At 66.1% G+C, this 14,898-nt stretch carries 14 protein-coding genes; 4 read left to right on the top strand and 10 right to left on the bottom strand.

The genetic code is table 11. The features are described from left to right. A partial coding sequence (locus EN780_RS03505) for a glycosyltransferase family 4 protein (protein WP_128272122.1) occupies positions 1–1,012 on the top strand: 1,012 nt, incomplete at its 5' end. Continuing rightward, positions 987–2,618, top strand: coding sequence for a glycosyltransferase (locus EN780_RS03510; protein ID WP_245499859.1), 1,632 nt, complete (start codon positions 987–989; stop codon positions 2,616–2,618). The genes EN780_RS03505 and EN780_RS03510, both read left to right, overlap by 26 nt. A 20-nt stretch (positions 2,619–2,638) precedes the next feature. On the opposite strand, the gene EN780_RS03515 is transcribed toward EN780_RS03510, so the two are convergent. The 7 genes from EN780_RS03515 to EN780_RS03545 form a co-directional block, all read right to left on the bottom strand. Then, positions 2,639–3,631 (bottom strand): glycosyltransferase family 10 fucosyltransferase, encoded by a 993-nt coding sequence (locus EN780_RS03515; protein WP_128272124.1) that lies wholly within the window; start codon positions 3,629–3,631, stop codon positions 2,639–2,641. Positions 3,632–3,725: 94 nt separating this feature from the next. Beyond that, positions 3,726–4,313, bottom strand: a complete 588-nt coding sequence (locus tag EN780_RS03520; RefSeq protein WP_128272126.1) for a DUF1349 domain-containing protein — start codon at positions 4,311–4,313, stop codon at positions 3,726–3,728. A gap of 121 nt (positions 4,314–4,434) precedes the next feature. Continuing rightward, positions 4,435–5,874 (bottom strand): aldehyde dehydrogenase family protein, encoded by a 1,440-nt coding sequence (locus tag EN780_RS03525; RefSeq protein ID WP_128272128.1) that lies wholly within the window; start codon positions 5,872–5,874, stop codon positions 4,435–4,437. Between the two features lie 174 nt (positions 5,875–6,048). Further along, positions 6,049–6,534, bottom strand: a complete 486-nt coding sequence (locus EN780_RS03530) for a hypothetical protein (RefSeq protein WP_127283209.1) — start codon at positions 6,532–6,534, stop codon at positions 6,049–6,051. Between the two features lie 124 nt (positions 6,535–6,658). Next, positions 6,659–7,552, bottom strand: a complete 894-nt coding sequence (locus tag EN780_RS03535; protein WP_128272130.1) for a sugar phosphate isomerase/epimerase — start codon at positions 7,550–7,552, stop codon at positions 6,659–6,661. Positions 7,553–7,574: 22 nt separating this feature from the next. Continuing rightward, positions 7,575–8,951, bottom strand: coding sequence for an FGGY-family carbohydrate kinase (locus EN780_RS03540; RefSeq protein ID WP_128272132.1), 1,377 nt, complete (start codon positions 8,949–8,951; stop codon positions 7,575–7,577). Beyond that, a complete protein-coding gene (locus EN780_RS03545) occupies positions 8,948–9,730 on the bottom strand; it encodes a DeoR/GlpR family DNA-binding transcription regulator (protein WP_128272134.1) in 783 nt (260 codons plus the stop codon). The genes EN780_RS03540 and EN780_RS03545 overlap by 4 nt, the downstream gene beginning before the upstream one ends. Before the next feature lie 183 nt (positions 9,731–9,913). Here EN780_RS03545 and EN780_RS03550 point away from each other — a divergent pair, with 183 nt between their 5' ends. Both EN780_RS03550 and EN780_RS03555 read left to right on the top strand, forming a co-directional pair. Further along, positions 9,914–11,188 carry an FGGY-family carbohydrate kinase gene (locus EN780_RS03550; RefSeq protein ID WP_128272136.1) on the top strand — a complete coding sequence of 425 codons (1,275 nt, stop codon included), beginning with the start codon at positions 9,914–9,916 and terminating at the stop codon, positions 11,186–11,188. Then, positions 11,185–12,036: a TIGR01459 family HAD-type hydrolase gene (locus EN780_RS03555; RefSeq protein ID WP_128272138.1), complete on the top strand. Its 852-nt coding sequence runs from the start codon at positions 11,185–11,187 to the stop codon at positions 12,034–12,036. The genes EN780_RS03550 and EN780_RS03555 overlap by 4 nt, the downstream gene beginning before the upstream one ends. A 9-nt stretch (positions 12,037–12,045) precedes the next feature. Here EN780_RS03555 and ugpC read toward each other — a convergent pair whose 3' ends face one another. From ugpC to EN780_RS03570, 3 genes are read right to left on the bottom strand one after another with little or no spacing between them, the layout of a single operon-like run. Next, positions 12,046–13,113 carry a sn-glycerol-3-phosphate ABC transporter ATP-binding protein UgpC gene (ugpC, locus tag EN780_RS03560; RefSeq protein ID WP_128272140.1) on the bottom strand — a complete coding sequence of 356 codons (1,068 nt, stop codon included), beginning with the start codon at positions 13,111–13,113 and terminating at the stop codon, positions 12,046–12,048. A 3-nt stretch (positions 13,114–13,116) separates the two neighbouring features. Continuing rightward, entirely contained in the window at positions 13,117–13,965 is an 849-nt protein-coding gene (locus tag EN780_RS03565) for a carbohydrate ABC transporter permease (RefSeq protein WP_128272142.1), read from the bottom strand. Next, entirely contained in the window at positions 13,965–14,888 is a 924-nt protein-coding gene (locus EN780_RS03570; protein WP_128272144.1) for a sugar ABC transporter permease, read from the bottom strand. Before EN780_RS03570 ends, EN780_RS03565 begins: the two co-directional genes overlap by 1 nt. Positions 14,889–14,898 lie beyond the last annotated feature (10 nt).

The following is a 14,898-nucleotide window of genomic DNA, read 5'->3' on the forward strand; positions in this document are numbered from 1 at the left end:
CGTCAGCGCTATCCGCGTGGCCGCGCTGACGAATGCGGGCGAACCGCGCGCTCCGGCGCTCGGCTGGCGGCGAGCCAGGGGCGAGGGCCGGATTCCGCGCCCTGCGCTCACCCGCCTCAAGGCGCTCGTTCGCGAATTTCGCCCCGACACCATCATCGTCGAGGGCATTGCGCTGTTCCGATTGCTTCGGCCGCTGCGACCGCTGGCCGGGCAGCTCGTCCTCGACATGCACAATGTCGAATCGGATCTCGCCGGACAATTGGAGCGGGCCGATGGTTCGCCGGTCAGCGCGCCCGGCCTCAACCGCCTCGAGCGAAAGGCCGCCGGGATCGTCGACAGGATCTGGGTCTGCTCTCGTCTCGACCGTGAAAGGCTGTCTTCCGGAACGGCGCCGATCGACGTCGTTCCGAACGGCATTCCGCGGGCCGAGGCCATGCCGGCGGCGTTGCCGGCGCAGCCCACGTTTGCAGACGGGTTTCCGGTTGTTCTGCTTGTCGGCCATCTCGGATACAGGCCGAATGTCGAAGCCGCCGAGCGCCTGGTGCGCAACATCCTGCCGCGCATCCGGCAGGCGCTGCCGGCGGCGAGCGTTGTCCTTGCCGGCCGTGCGCCCAAGCCGGCCGTGCGGGCGCTCGCCGGGCTGGACGGCGTTTCGCTCGTCGAGGAACCGGGCGACACCAGGCCGCTCCTGGCCAGGGCTCACCTCAGCATCGTTCCGCTGTCGTCGGGCGGCGGCACGCGCATCAAGATCCTTGAGGCGATGGCTTGCGGCGTTCCGGTGGTGGCGACGCCGCTGGCCGTGGAGGGCCTGGATCTGATCGAGGACGAAGAGGTGCTGCTGTCGGAGTCGGACGAGGGGCTGGCGGAGATGGCGATCGCCCTGTGCAGCGACCCGGCCCGCCTCGCCCGACAGCGCGCTCGCGCGCATGCGACCGTCTGGTCACGATTCGGGCCGCAAGCCATAAGAGAGGCCGTCCGCGACGGCCTTGGACCGGACGGAGCCGGCCAATGACGACACCAGCGTCTCCAACGTCCCGCCCGATGAGCCGCCGATGATCCCCAAGATCCTGCACCAGACCTGGAAGACCGACAGCATCCCGGCCCGCTTCCAGGCCTATGTCGAGAGCTGGAAGCGGCTTCATCCGGACTGGACATTGATGTTCTGGAATGACCGGATGCTGCTCGAATTCGTCGCCCGGCACTATCCGGACTTCCTGCCGATCTTTTGCAGCTATTCGCAAGGTGTGCTGCGCGCCGACGCGGGACGCTATCTGCTGCTGCATCATTTCGGCGGCGTCTATGCCGACATCGACTGCGAATGCGTGGCGCCCTTCGACCCCTTGACGGGCGAGGATCGCATCGTGGTCTGCAGGGAGCCGGACACGCATGCGCGGGTGCAGGCGGGTTTCCGCGGACTGCCTTACCTGTTGTTCAATGGTACGATCGCCAGCCCGCCCGGTCACCCGTTCTGGCTGCATCTCCTGTCCTTCCTGCCGGGATTGGCCCACGCCAAGGAAGCGATCGACGCGACCGGTCCCAGCGTGATGACCTCCGCCCAGCTCTGCTATGGCGATCAATCGGCGTTCGCCATCCATCCTTCGACGCTGTTCGCGCCGGTGGACTCGTCGGGGCGCAGAGGCGACGGCGACGGCCCGACGCTGTCCATTCATCATTGGGCGGGCACATGGTGGGCGCCCATGCCGGCGCCGCGATGGCGGGACAGGGTCCGCACTCAGGTCTACCGGTCCTGGCACCAGCTGACCCGTGGCGCCTATCTGGATGAGGGGACGGCCAAGCGCAGCGTCGGCCAGGCGGTGCTTTCGGCGCCGCCGCCGACGGGCCGTAACGTCGCCATGCTGGTGCCGCTGCGCGACGCCGCCGACCATATCCGGCCATTTCTCGACGCCGTCGGCGCGCTCGACTACCCGAAGGACAGGATCAAGCTGGTCTTCTGCGAGGGCGACAGCGCGGACGGAAGCTGGGAACGATTGCAGCGGGCGGTGGCGCCGCTTGCCGGGACATATCGCGACATCGTTCTGCTGCAGAAGCAGACGGGCACCAGCCTCGACCGTGCGAAGCGGGCGCGGCCAAAGCTGCAGCGCGCGCGGCGCGGCGCCATCGCCAAGGTGCGCAACCACCTGATCGACCATGGCCTGGCGCCGGATGATGACTGGGCGCTCTGGGTGGACATCGATGTCTGGCGGTTCCCGGACGATGTTCTAAGCCGGCTTGTCGGAACCGGTCATCGCATCGCGGTCCCGCATTGCGTGAAGATAGCCGGCGGCGACAGTTTCGACCTGAACTCCTTCATCAGCGTTCGGCCGGAAAAGGACTATCGCTACTATCGCCAGATCCATGGCGGCCTCTACCAGCCGCCGGCGCGGTCCTACAGCCGCCTCCATCTCAGCGATCTCAGGCATCTCGACATTGTCGGGCTCGACGGTGTCGGCGGAACCATGCTGCTCGTCGACGCGGCCCTGCATCGCGGCGGTCTTCGCTTTCCCGAAATCCCCTATCGCGACCTGATCGAGACCGAAGCCTTCGGCGTGCTGGCCAACGAGCTGGGCATCCGGCCGGTCGGCCTGCCCAAGCTCGAAATCCTGCACGTGCCGTGGTGAACGGCCGTGCCCGCCCCGCATCAACGGCGACGGTGCGCCTTCCGCCAGCGGCGCAGCCTGGTGCGCAGGAAGGAAAGGCCGCCAAACGGCAGTGTCGGGCGGCCGACCGACAGGCCCTGACCTTGCTGAAGGCGCTGATGCACACGCTCGGCCAGCCGGCATTTGGCCGGCGTTTCCAGGAGCGCCAGACGGCTGGCGAGGGGCCCCGGCAGCGGTTGCGAGCGCCAGGCGAAATAGGTCTCGTAGGCCTGAGGCGTCTCCAGCAGATGGCGGAGATAGGCGGCAAGTTCGGCCGCCGTGCCGAACGCCGTCGCGTCGATGTAGGAATTGGCGGGGACGAACTCGCCGACATTGGGAGCGCCGAGATAGACCGGCACGCTGCCGGCACAGAGCGGATCGAAGATCTTCTCGGTGACATAGTCGGGCGCGATCGAGTTCTCCAGCGCCAGGCAGAAGTGGTATCGCCCTATGGTCTCGATCTTGGTCCGCGATCCGAGATCGGGGCCTTCGATCTGTCGCGTGGGACGATAGCGGCCATAGGAATCGACGCCGATATGCCCGGCAAGCTCGGCTGCGAACGCCCCACGGCCGCTAAGGTCGATGCTTGCGGACTGGAAACGCACCACCGGGGCGCTCTCGGTCTTGGACGGTATCGCGCTGTTGCGTATCGCCTCCCACCAGCTCGCCTCCTGAAGATAGGGTGTCCAGATATCCGATCCGGACTCATGCGTCATCGTGAGATCGAAATGCCGCATGAAGCCGGGAGCGGCGGCGCGTGGATAGTTCTGCGGGTTCTCCATCGACCACGCGACCCATGTCTGGCCGGGATATTTGCGGGCGTCGCCGATCTCGCGGTAATCCGGAAGGTGGAACACCACCGCCGCGGCTTCGGCAAGGCGGCGGCGGTCATTGGTCCATTCGACTGGCACCGCGCAAGCGGGGATGGCCGATATGTCGACCGGCTTGCCGAAGAAGGTCGTGTAGAAAAGGATGAGCGGATGGTTCGATGGCATGAAGACGCTTTCAAAGCGCGGGAGCCGCTTCCGTATACGCTTTCGGCCCAGCTTCAGGGAAGGACCTCCGATTATCCGCTCGGCCAAGGCGGCCCTAGTCGTGAAGCTCCCTGGCGATGGGCGGACCGATCGAAAAATCCGAAAAGGTGACCTCGAAGCCTTCACGCTGCGGCGAGCAGCACATCATGCCGACATCGACCGATTTCGAGGCCGGGAAATAGGCGAGCCGCACCGGCCTCCAATGGCCGTCGGCGGCGTCCAGATACTGGATGCGGATAGCCTCGGCGTGGCGGGTCAAGCGGATCCTGACGCCGTTGGGATCGGCAGCAATGCTGACCAGCGACCAGTCCGAGGTATCGTTGGTAACGACGACCGAGAAATAGGCCAGCCCGTCGGTGTATTCGATGCCCGCCTTGATCCAGTGCGTTTCGCTCAGCCGCACCATCAGCCCGGCCTGGTCGTAGAGCACCCGATAGTCGCCCTTGACCGTGACCTCGGCGCTGAAATCGCCGGCGACCGGCCGATAGAGGAAATGGCCGTTGTCGCGCCAGAAGCCATAGAAGGTCTCGCGCCAGAAGTCGGTCTCCTTGCCGGTGCGCACATGCACGGCGCTGCCGGCAAAGGCGTGGTGCGGCGGCGGGTTGAGCCAGGTCAGGTCCGCTTTCCAGTCTGTCGTCGACATGCTCGCCTGCCTGGTTCCTCCCGTCGTCGCCAGCTTGCCTTACTGTTTTGCCGCGATTCCGGACGGAAGGCTACGGCGAGGTCGCCGAGCCCAACCGTTTCACACTTTTCCTGGAATTGCTTTAGCCGGCGAATGTATAGGCCGTCTTCACCGTGGTGTAGAACTCCATGGCGTAGCGGCCCTGCTCGCGCGGGCCATAACTAGAGCCCTTGCGACCGCCGAACGGCACGTGGAAGTCGACGCCGGCGGTCGGCAGGTTGACCATGACCATGCCGGCTTCCGAATTGCGCTTGAAATGCGTGGCGTGCTTGAGGCTGGTGGTGCAGATGCCGGAGGTCAGGCCGAACGGCGTATCGTTGGCAACAGTCAGCGCCTCGTCATAATCCTTGACGCGGATGACGTTGGCGACCGGTCCGAAGATCTCCTCGCGCGAGATGCGCATGGCATTGGTGGCGCCGACAAACAAAGCCGGCTGCAGGTAGAAACCCGGCGTCTCGCGGCCCAGCCGCTCGCCGCCGAAGGCAAGCTCGGCGCCTTCCTGGCGGCCGATGGCGATGTAGTCCTCGTCCTGCTTCAACTGCGTGGCGTCGACGACCGGTCCGATCTGGGTCTTGGCGTCGAGCGCATCGCCGATGACGAGTTTCTCCATGCGCTCCTTCAGCGCGGCAACGAAGCGGTCGTGGATGCCGTCGGTGACGACGAGGCGAGACGAGGCCGTGCAGCGCTGGCCGGTGGAGAAATAGGCGCCGTTGAGCGCGCAATCGACGGCGACCGCCAGATCGGCGTCATCGAGCACGACGAGCGGGTTCTTGCCGCCCATTTCGAGCTGGAACTTGCGCATGTGCTCGACGCTGGCGGCGGCGACGCGTTTTCCCGTGCCGACCGAGCCGGTGAAGGAGATGGCGTTGACGTCCGGGCTGTCGAGCATGGCCTGGCCGACCACCGAGCCTTTGCCCATGACCAGGTTGAGCACGCCCTTGGGCAGGCCGGCGCGGTGCAGGATGTCGACGATGGTCCAGGCGCTCTCCGGCACCAGCTCGGCCGGCTTGAAGACGATGGTGTTGCCGTAGGCCAGCGCCGGCGCGATCTTCCAGGCCGGGATCGCGATCGGGAAATTCCACGGCGTGATGATGCCGACCACGCCGACGCCCTCGCGGGTCATCTCTACGCCGACGCCCGGCCGCACGCTCGGCACCAGCTCGCCCGCCAGGCGCAGCGTCTCGCCGGCGAAGAAATCGAAGATCTGGGCGGCTCTTATCGTTTCGCCGATGCCTTCGGCCAGCGTCTTGCCTTCCTCGCGGGCGAGCGCGCGGCCGATCTCGTCTTTGCGCGCGGTGATCTCGTCGGCAGCCTTCCTCAGCACCGCGTGGCGGACGAGCGGCGCCGGGCGCGACCAGGCGGGGAAGGCCGCCTTGGCGGCGGCGATCGCCTGGCGCGCCTCATCCGGTCCGGCGGAGGCATATTCGCCAACGACATCGCCGGTGTTGGAGGGGTTGATGTTGCGGGAGCCGGCCTCGCCCACCCAGTCGCCATCGATGAGGTTTTTACGAAACAGGGTCATGGTCTTTCCTTGTGAAGCTTTGCTGGCGGCCTTGTCCGCCGTGGTCATCTCTCAGTCAAGCCATTTATCAGACAAATGATGACAGCGAGAAGGCGGGCATCAATCGGAATAGCCGATGGCGCGGGCCGATGAAAGCCCGCGCCTGTCCGCCTTGCCGAACCGACATATGGGTGGTCAGGCCGGGAAGGTCCAGAACAGGCAGGCCAGCGTCGCCGCGGCAAAGACGACGAAGAACAGGCTTCTCAGCAGGATATTGCGGCGCAGCTCGTTCATGGCGAGGTGGGCCGCGACGATGGCCGCGACGAACAGGAAGCGCCAGTTGACCAGCGCCCACAGCACGCCGCCCTGGCCGAAGGCCCATCTGGCGACGAGGCAGCCGACGATGGTGGCAAACAGCGCGACCGTCGCCCAGAACAGCGCATCGGCGGCGTTGGTAAGCACGATGCTGGCGGCGCGCAACGGCAGGATCATCATCAAGAGCGCGCTGAAGAAATAGACGGCGGCTAGCGGAATGAAGGAGCCGGCATCGGCGATGCCGTCGAGGCGTTTCACGCCGAAAGCGCCGTAAGGATAGCCGTGCCTGGCGACCGCCAGCGAAAGCGCCATGAGCAGAGCGGTGAGCACCGCGACCAACGCGAAAGTGGTAAGAGCCTTGCTCATGCCGTTCCTGCTCCTGCTCTCCGGGCCATGACCGGGGACGAATCAAACAGGGACGATCTTAATCGAATGCGGTCGTAAAATTACCCGCAAGCTTCAAGGCAGCGGCAGGTCTTGAGACTGCCACTCAGGGCTTCTGCGTCGCCCTGACCAGCTCGGCCTTGCGCCGCGCCGTCTCCAGCCCGACCGCGATGAAGCGGCGGGCATGGCGGGCGAGCTCCATATTGTCGGTCCACAGATTGCGCCAGATCGCCGTCTTCTTCGACAGGTTCTCGTCGACGATCTCCGAGGAGAAGGATTCGAAGCTGAGGTCGTCGTCGTAGCCGATGGCGGTCAGCGCATCGAATATCGCGGCGAAATCGATGCTGCCGGTGCCGAGGAAGCCGCGATGGCTCTCGCCGATATGGACATAGCCTATCTTGGCCGCGGCGTTGCGGATGGCCAGGGCGGCATCGGCCTCCTCGATGTTCATGTGGAAGGTGTCGAGGTGCAGGAAGATGTTGTCGGAACCGGTGTCCTCGATGAAGGCCAGTCCCTGCGCGGCGGTGTTGAGCAGATTGCTCTCGAAGCGGTTGACGATCTCAAGGTTGAGGGTGACGCCGGCGGCCTTGGCCGTCTCCGCGACCTTGGCCAGCGTTGCGGCGCTGCGGTTCCACTGGTCGCGCGTCGGCGCCTCGGTCTGCAGGCCGTGGCTGGTCGACAGTATGCCGCCCACCTTGCGGCCGCCGAGATCGCGGGTGAGCGCGATGGTGCGGTTGAGGATGTCGACGCCGCGCGCGGCGTCCGCCCTGTCGGCGCTCGAGATATCGCCGTCGGCCGGCAGCCCGATGCTGATCGCGACGCCAAGATCGAGATCGGCGATGCGCCTGGCGAGCCGGCCGATATCGACATTAGCGGGGTCGAGATAGGAGAACTCGATCAGGTCGAAGCCGGCTTCCTTCGTGTTGGCCAGCGTGCGCTCGAGATCCGCTTGCGCCGAGCTCGCCGACCAGACGAAGGAGTGGATACCAATGCGCGCCATGATCGTCTCCATCTGCTCAAATCTATCGTGCCGCAGTGCGGCCCTTGCCGTTCTCGGCGCCGATCGCAAGATCGCGCCAGCGATCACGATAGCCGGCTAACCCGGCAAAGTGCGCGGCATCAAGGGGCTCCGGCGTTTCGGCGGCCATGGCTCGACCGGCGCTCTCGAAGGCGAGTGCGGCGGCGCCCGTGGCGCTGCCTTCCAGCGTGGCGCCCTGCAAAAAGGGCTGGCCTGGCCGTAGCTGCGCCAGCAGGCTGGCGAGCAGGCCGCCCGCGTTCAGCCCGCCATCGACGATGACGGTGTCTTTGGAATGGATCAGGTCGAGCGACAGATCGACCATCAGCGCCACATAGAGCAGCGCCACCGCAGCGCGTTCTTCGCTGTCGGGCGCGCCGCCGATCACTTCGCCGAGGCGATCAGGCATCGGACCGCCCGGGGCGAAGCTGGGCAGGGCCATAATGCCGGCGTCGATCACCCGCTGTATCGAAGCCGGCGATATCGCGCCTTGCCAGCCGGCGCTGATCACCGCGAATTCGCGCCCACCCATGAAGCGGATGGTCGGCACCGGACCGCCGTCGACATCGACATTGACCAGCATGTCGCGGTCAGGGTCGAGCACGTCCAGCGGACAATCGGGGTTGAGCACGACCACCCAGGTGCCGGTCGAGACCACGGTGAGCGATCCAAGCTGTTGCCGGCGATAGGCATGGAGCGCGGCATTGGAGTCATGGACGCCGTTATGGATGGCGATCGGCCTGCCGGCCTTGCCGAAGTTCCGCTCGCCGATAACGGCGCCGGCGCGCCCGAACGCCGGCATGCGGCCGCGCCAGCCCTCGGCATCGACCAGCGAGGAGAAGTCGCGCCGGCGCGGCGCCCACAGATGCGAATGGCAGCCGAGATAGGACACTTCAGAGACGGCGCGACCGCCGAAACGCCAGCTCCAATATTGCGGATAGCCGAGGATCGATGTCGCCGAGGCGAAGGCGCCGGGCTCGACCTCGTTCAGCCACAGCATGTGGCGGCCATAGTTGAAGCCGAGCGGAAGGCGCGGCGAGAAGGTCTCGGAGAAATCCGGGATGCGGCGATCGATGCGCGCCGCGACCTCGGCAGGCGGCTCCTGCTCGTAATCGAGGATCGGATGCGTCAGTGCCGTATCATCGACCAGGGCGAAGGTGCAGCCATGGCCGGACACCATCAGCCCTTCGACGCCGTGACTGTCGACCGCTTCGTCGACGGCAGCGAGCGCCCAGTCATGCAGTGCCGCCTGGTCGAGCACGCTGAAGTTGCCCGCATGTGTCCAGACCGGCTTGGTCCGGCGCTCGCCGAGGATGCGCCCGTCCTCATCGAAGACGAACAGCTTCGAATTGGTCTTGCCGAAATCGAGCACGGCCAGTTTCACTGGATGGCTCCCGAGGACGTGGCGATGCGGACCGTGACGCCGGCATCCTCCAGCATGCGCGCGTCGGTGTCGGACAGGCCGTCATCGGTCACCAGCGTGCCGATGCGCGACAGCGGCAGCGCGATATTGCGGGCATGGATCGACAGCTTGCGGCTGTCGGCGAGCACCACTATCTGGTCGGCGCACAGGCTCAAATCGACGATCGAGCGGACCAGCAGCGGGTGCGATTCCAGCACGCCTTCCTGGCTGAGCCCCTGGGCGCCGAGGAAGAATTTCGAGGCGTAGAAAGGTGCCACCTGGGCGAGCGAATGGATGATGCCGGGCTCGCGATGCAGGTCGCCGCCGGCGATCGTCAGGCTGCAATGGCCGTGATCGCTGAGATAGGCGGCGAGCGGCATGGAATTGGTGAAGAGGCGGATGTTGCGGTCGGCAAGCCTGACGCCGAGATGGAAGCAGGTCGAGCCGCCATGGACGATGATCGCCTCGCCGTCGCGCACCATGGTCGCGGCAAGCGCGGCGATGCGCCGCTTGGCCTCGACCGCGAGATCGCGGTTCTCGTCATAGGGCCTGGCGTAGGCGATGCCGGCCTGCGCGGCACCATCGAGCGCCGAGATGCCGCCATAGACCTTGCGTGCCTCGCCGGCGCCGTCAATCTTGTCGATGTCGCGCCGGACCGTCGCCGCCGAAACGCCAAGCCGCTGCTGCAGCTCGCGCACCGAGGCGAACGGGCGGTCCCGCAAGATCTCGACGATCTGACGCTGGCGGCCGGAGTCGCTCAACTTTTCCTCCCGGATGTCGCTTGGCGTAACTTACTCAAGCTGTACGTGACAGCAAAGCCATTTCTGACAAAGGAAGATCATGATTGACGTAGATCGCTCGCATCTGCGATACCGACGTCGGTTCCCTTGCAGGGATTTCGAGCGGAAAGCGCGACGCGGCCGGCAGTTGCGAAGGACAGCGACATGGCGCCATTGGCCATAGGCATCGACATCGGCACCTCAGGCGCGCGCGCCGTCGCCATGCGTCCGGATTTCTCCATCGCCTCGCGCGCCGCCGTGCCGCTCGACCGCTTTGGCGCAAACGGCCGCGACCCCGCCGTCTGGTGGGCGGCGGTCGAGGCGACAATGAAGGAATTGCTCTCCGGCATCGACCGCGCGGCGGTGCGTTCGATCGCGGTCGACGGCACCTCCGGGACGGTACTACCGGTCGACTCCGTCGGACGGCCGCTGGCCGAGCCGCTGATGTACAACGACAAGGTTTTGGACGACGCGATCCTCGCCGTGATCGCCCGCGAGGCGCCGGAAGCAAGTGCGGCACATGGCGCGACATCGGGCCTCGCCAAGGCGCTGGCGTTCCAGCGTCTGCCCGGCGTCGCCAGGATGCTGCACCAGGCCGACTGGATCGCCGGGCAATTCTCGGGCCGCTTCGATGTGAGCGACGAGAACAACAGCCTCAAGACCGGTTACGATGTCGAGGCCGGCCGCTGGCCGGACTGGATCGCGGCGACCGGCATGCGCATGGAACTGCTGCCCAAAGTCACCAGGCCGGGCAGCGTGGCCGGCAGGCTCACCACTGAGGCAGCCGAGCGGTTCGGCCTTGCGCGCGACGTCGCGGTGGTCACCGGAACGACGGATGGCTGCGCCTCGTTCCTGGCCACCGGCGCCACGGCCGCCGGCGAAGGCGTCACCGCGCTCGGCTCGTCGCTCACCATCAAGATCCTCTCCGACCGGCCGATCTCGGCGCCACGCTACGGCATCTACAGCCACCGTCTCGGTGACGCCTGGCTGGCGGGCGGCGCGTCGAACTCCGGCGGCAAGGTGCTTGCCCAGCATTTTTCCGTTGCGCGCATCATCGAGCTGAGCGCGGCGATCGACCCGGCGACCGAAACCGGCCTCGACTACTATCCGCTCGGCATACCCGGCGAGCGCTTCCCTATCGCGGATCCGGCGCTGCCGCCGCGGCTCGAGCCGCGACCCCAGTCCGAAGCAGACTATCTGAAAGCCATGCTGGAAGGCATCGCCGGCATCGAAGCGCTCGGCTATAGGAGGCTTGCCGAGCTCGGCGCGCCAAAACTGACCTCGGTGCGCAGCGTCGGCCGCGGCGCCGCCAATGCCGCATGGACCGCGATCCGCCAGCGCAAGCTCGGCGTCGATTTCCTGGCCGCGCTGTCCGACGAAGCCGCCGCCGGCACGGCGCGGCTGGCGCTCAAGGGCGCAAGCGAAGCGGGGCTGCTGTGAGCGCGAAACAGGCCAGACATCTCGACGGGGTTGCCGCGCTGGCCGAGTGCTACAGCGTGTTCCTGCTCGACCAGTTCGGGGTGCTGCACGACGGACAGCAGCCCTATCCCGGCGCGGTGGAGACCCTGTCCGCGCTGAAGCGCGCCGGCAAGACGGTGACCCTGATCTCGAATTCCGGCAAGCGGGCGGCGCCGAACGAGCGCCGCCTGCTGAAGCTCGGCTTCGAAGCTGGAAGCTGGGATCATTTCGTCTCCTCCGGCGAGGTGGCGTGGCGCGCCTTCCACGACATGGCGGCCTCGGGCACGCTCAAGGCCGGCACCAAATGCCTGCTGATCAGCCGCGACGATGACCGCTCGGCGATCGACGGGCTGCCGCTTGCTCTGACCGACAATGGCAACGACGCCGAGCTGGTGCTGATTTCCGCCAGCGAAGGCGATCGCTACGACCTCGAGCACTATCGCACTCTGCTAGCTCCGGCGGCGGCGCGGCGGGTGCCGTGCTTCTGCACCAATCCCGACCGGATCATGCTGACGGCGGTCGGGCCGCGCTTCGGCGCCGGCGAGCTCGCCGATCTCTACGAAAGCCTCGGCGGCAACGTCACCCGCATCGGCAAGCCCTACCCGGCGATCTACGAGGCGGCGCTGGCGCTGGCCGGCAATCCAGATCGCGGCAGCGTGGTCTGTGTCGGCGACAGCGTCGAGCACGACATCGCCGGCGGTGCCGGCGCGGGCGTCGCAACCGCGCTGGTGCGGTCGGGGATATTGGCCGACGTCGACGACCTCAGCGCGCTTTTCGACCGCGAAGGCGCGTACCCCGACTATGTGCTTGACGCGTTCCGCTGGCGCTGATCGACCGGCTTACCCGATCCGGTTTCCATCTTGCGGATCGAACAGGTGCAGCGCCGCCGGATCGGCCGACAGCCGCACAATGTCGCCCGGCCTGACGTTGCTGCGCCCCATGACGAAGACGCAGGCCTGCTGGTTGGCGAGCCTGACATAGAACTGCGTCGACAGGCCGAGCGGCTCTACCACCTCGACCTCGCCTTTCAGCGCGCCATCGTCGGCCAGCCTGATGTGTTCCGGGCGCAGCCCGATGGTGAGCGCATCGCCATCCTCCAGAGGCAGCCCGTCCGGCAGCCTGAGCTTCTGGCCGTCGGCGAGCACGGCATCGACCTTGCCGGCCTTGGCGACCTTCGCCGGCAAGAAATTCATGCCGGGCGAGCCGATGAAGCCGGCAACGAAAGTGTTGACCGGCCGGTCGTAGAGTTCGAGCGGATGGCCGACCTGCTGCACATAGCCGTCATGCATGACGACGATGCGGTCGGCCATGGTCATCGCCTCGACCTGGTCGTGCGTCACATAGACCGAGGTGGTCTTGAGCTGCTGGTGCAGCGCCTTGATCTCGGCGCGCATATGGACGCGCAGCTTGGCGTCGAGATTGCTGAGCGGCTCGTCGAACAGGAAGACTTTCGGATCGCGCACGATGGCGCGACCCATGGCAACGCGCTGGCGCTGGCCGCCGGAGAGCTGGCGCGGCAGGCGGCCGAGGAAACTGTCGAGGCCGAGGCGTTTGGCGGCAGCGCCAACCCTGCCATCGATGGTCGTCTTCTCGGCCTTCTTCAACAACAGGCTGAAGCCCATGTTCGACGACACGTCCATATGCGGGTAGAGCGCGTAGGACTGGAACACCATGGCGATGTCGCGGTCCTTGGGCGCCACATCGTTGACCAGCCGCTCGCCGATGCGGATCTCGCCGCCCGAAACCTCCTCCAGCCCGGCGATCATGCGCAGCAAGGTCGACTTGCCGCACCCGGACGGGCCGACCAGCACGACGAACTCGCCGTCGGCGATCTCGAGGTCGACGCCGTGCAGGATGCGCAGCGAGCCATAATCCTTCTCGACATGTTGCAGCGTGACGGAAGCCATCGATTATCCTTTGACTGCGCCGGCGGTGAGGCCGGTGACGAGATAGCGTTGCAGGAAGGCGAAGAAGACGCAGACCGGGATCAGCGCCAGGATGGAGGCCGCCATCATCTGCCCCCAGTCGACGGCGAACTTGCCGATGAAGGTGAGCAGGCCGACGGCGAAGGTTTTCTGGTCGTCGCTCGAGATCAGCATCAGCGCGAACAGCAATTCGCTCCAGGCGGCGGTGAAGACGAAGCCGAGCGTCGCGCCCATGCCGGGCAAGGTCAGCGGCACGATCACACGGCGCATTGCCTGTGCACGCGTGCAGCCGTCGATCATCGCCGCCTCCTCCAGATCCTTCGGGATGCCGTCGAAGAAGGACTGCATGAGGAAGGTGGCGAAGGCGGTGTTGAAGGCGGTGTAGATGATGATCAGCCCGGTCAGGCTGTTGGTCAGGCCGAGATCGCCCATGATGCGGTAGATCGGCGGGATGACCATGACCAGCGGGAAGGTCTGGGTGAGCAGCAGCAAGATGGCCAGCGTCGCCTTGCCGCGGAAGGTGAAGCGCGACATGGCGTAGCCGGCGAGCGTGGCGATAACGGTCACGAGCGCCGCCGTCGACACCGAGACGATGACGCTGTTCAGGAAATAGCGCGGGAAGTCGGAGGCTTCGAGCACGGTAACGAAATTCTGCAAGGTCGTCTGCGACGGCCAGAAGGTGATGCCTTCGGAATAGAGCAGGCGTTCCGGCGTCACCGAGATCTTCAGCGTCCAGAAGATCGGGAACAGCGCAAAGATCATGTAAGCGGCGATTGCCGCGTAGAGGCCGATACCGCCGGCGAGACGCGAGGAGGTGGAGCGTCCGGCGATCATCAGACGTGCCTCACAAGCGAGCGGCGGATGGCGATCAGCCCGATAGCATAGGCAATGAGCAGCACCAGGAGCAGCACGGCGACCGCCGAGGCATAGCCTTTGTCGAGCGACTTGAAGGCGCTGACATAAATGTAGACCGGCACCGTGCTGGTCGATCCCGCCGGTCCGCCTTCGGTCATGACGAAGATCAGGTCGGCGAAGGTGGCGATCCAGATCGTGCGCAACATGACGGTGATGACGATGGTGGGCGCCAGGAACGGCAGCGTCACCTTGGTGAAGCGCTGCCAGGGCGAGGCGCCGTCGATTGCCGCGGCCTCGTGCAGTTCGGACGGGATCGACTTCAGCGCGGCAAGCAGCGTGATGGCGAAGAACGGGATGCCGAACCAGATGTTGGCGACGATCGGCCCCCACATGGCGGTGGCCGGATCGGAGAGCACATTGGTCGGTTCGGCCTTCAGCCCGAGCGCGAAGAGCCAGTGCGGCAGCGGCCCGATAATCGGGTTGAACAGCCAGGCCCAGGTGAGGCCGGAGAGGAAGGACGGCACCGCCCAGGGCAGGAACACCACCGCCTGCACCACCTTGCGGCCGACGAACGGCTTGTCGAGCAGCAGCGCCAGGCCGAGGCCAAGAAAGAACTGGAAGAACAGGCTGGCGACGGACCACCACAGCGTGTTGATCAGCGCCTGGCCGAGCACGGCGTCCGAAAGCATCGCCTGATACTGGCCGAGCCCGACATATTCCGACTTGAAGGCGGAGAATTTGCGGAACGAATAGCTGATGCCGATGACCAGCGGCACCAGAAGCACAACGACCAGCAGGACGATAGCCGGCGAAAGATAAAGCCAGGGCTCGATCGCGGTCTTGCTCAGCCCCCTCTTGCGCGGCCGGGCGGCGGATCGGATTTCGGACACTGCGTAGGTCATACGGTGCTCG

Source organism: Mesorhizobium sp. M4B.F.Ca.ET.089.01.1.1 (assembly GCF_004022605.1).
In the GTDB taxonomy this organism is placed as follows: Bacteria; Pseudomonadota; Alphaproteobacteria; order Rhizobiales; family Rhizobiaceae; genus Mesorhizobium; species Mesorhizobium abyssinicae.

Excerpts from the sequence above, each read along its gene's own strand:
- EN780_RS03565 (WP_128272142.1), bottom strand. The coding sequence starts at position 13,965 with ATGATCGCCGGACGCTCCACCTCCTCGCGTCTCGCCGGCGGTATCGGC.
- EN780_RS03515 (WP_128272124.1), bottom strand. The coding sequence starts at position 3,631 with ATGCCATCGAACCATCCGCTCATCCTTTTCTACACGACCTTCTTCGGC.
- EN780_RS03550 (WP_128272136.1), top strand. The coding sequence starts at position 9,914 with ATGGCGCCATTGGCCATAGGCATCGACATCGGCACCTCAGGCGCGCGC.
- EN780_RS03525 (WP_128272128.1), bottom strand. The coding sequence starts at position 5,874 with ATGACCCTGTTTCGTAAAAACCTCATCGATGGCGACTGGGTGGGCGAG.
- ugpC (WP_128272140.1), bottom strand. The coding sequence starts at position 13,113 with ATGGCTTCCGTCACGCTGCAACATGTCGAGAAGGATTATGGCTCGCTG.
- EN780_RS03520 (WP_128272126.1), bottom strand. The coding sequence starts at position 4,313 with ATGTCGACGACAGACTGGAAAGCGGACCTGACCTGGCTCAACCCGCCG.
- EN780_RS03535 (WP_128272130.1), bottom strand. The coding sequence starts at position 7,552 with ATGGCGCGCATTGGTATCCACTCCTTCGTCTGGTCGGCGAGCTCGGCG.
- EN780_RS03530 (WP_127283209.1), bottom strand. The coding sequence starts at position 6,534 with ATGAGCAAGGCTCTTACCACTTTCGCGTTGGTCGCGGTGCTCACCGCT.
- EN780_RS03570 (WP_128272144.1), bottom strand. The coding sequence starts at position 14,888 with ATGACCTACGCAGTGTCCGAAATCCGATCCGCCGCCCGGCCGCGCAAG.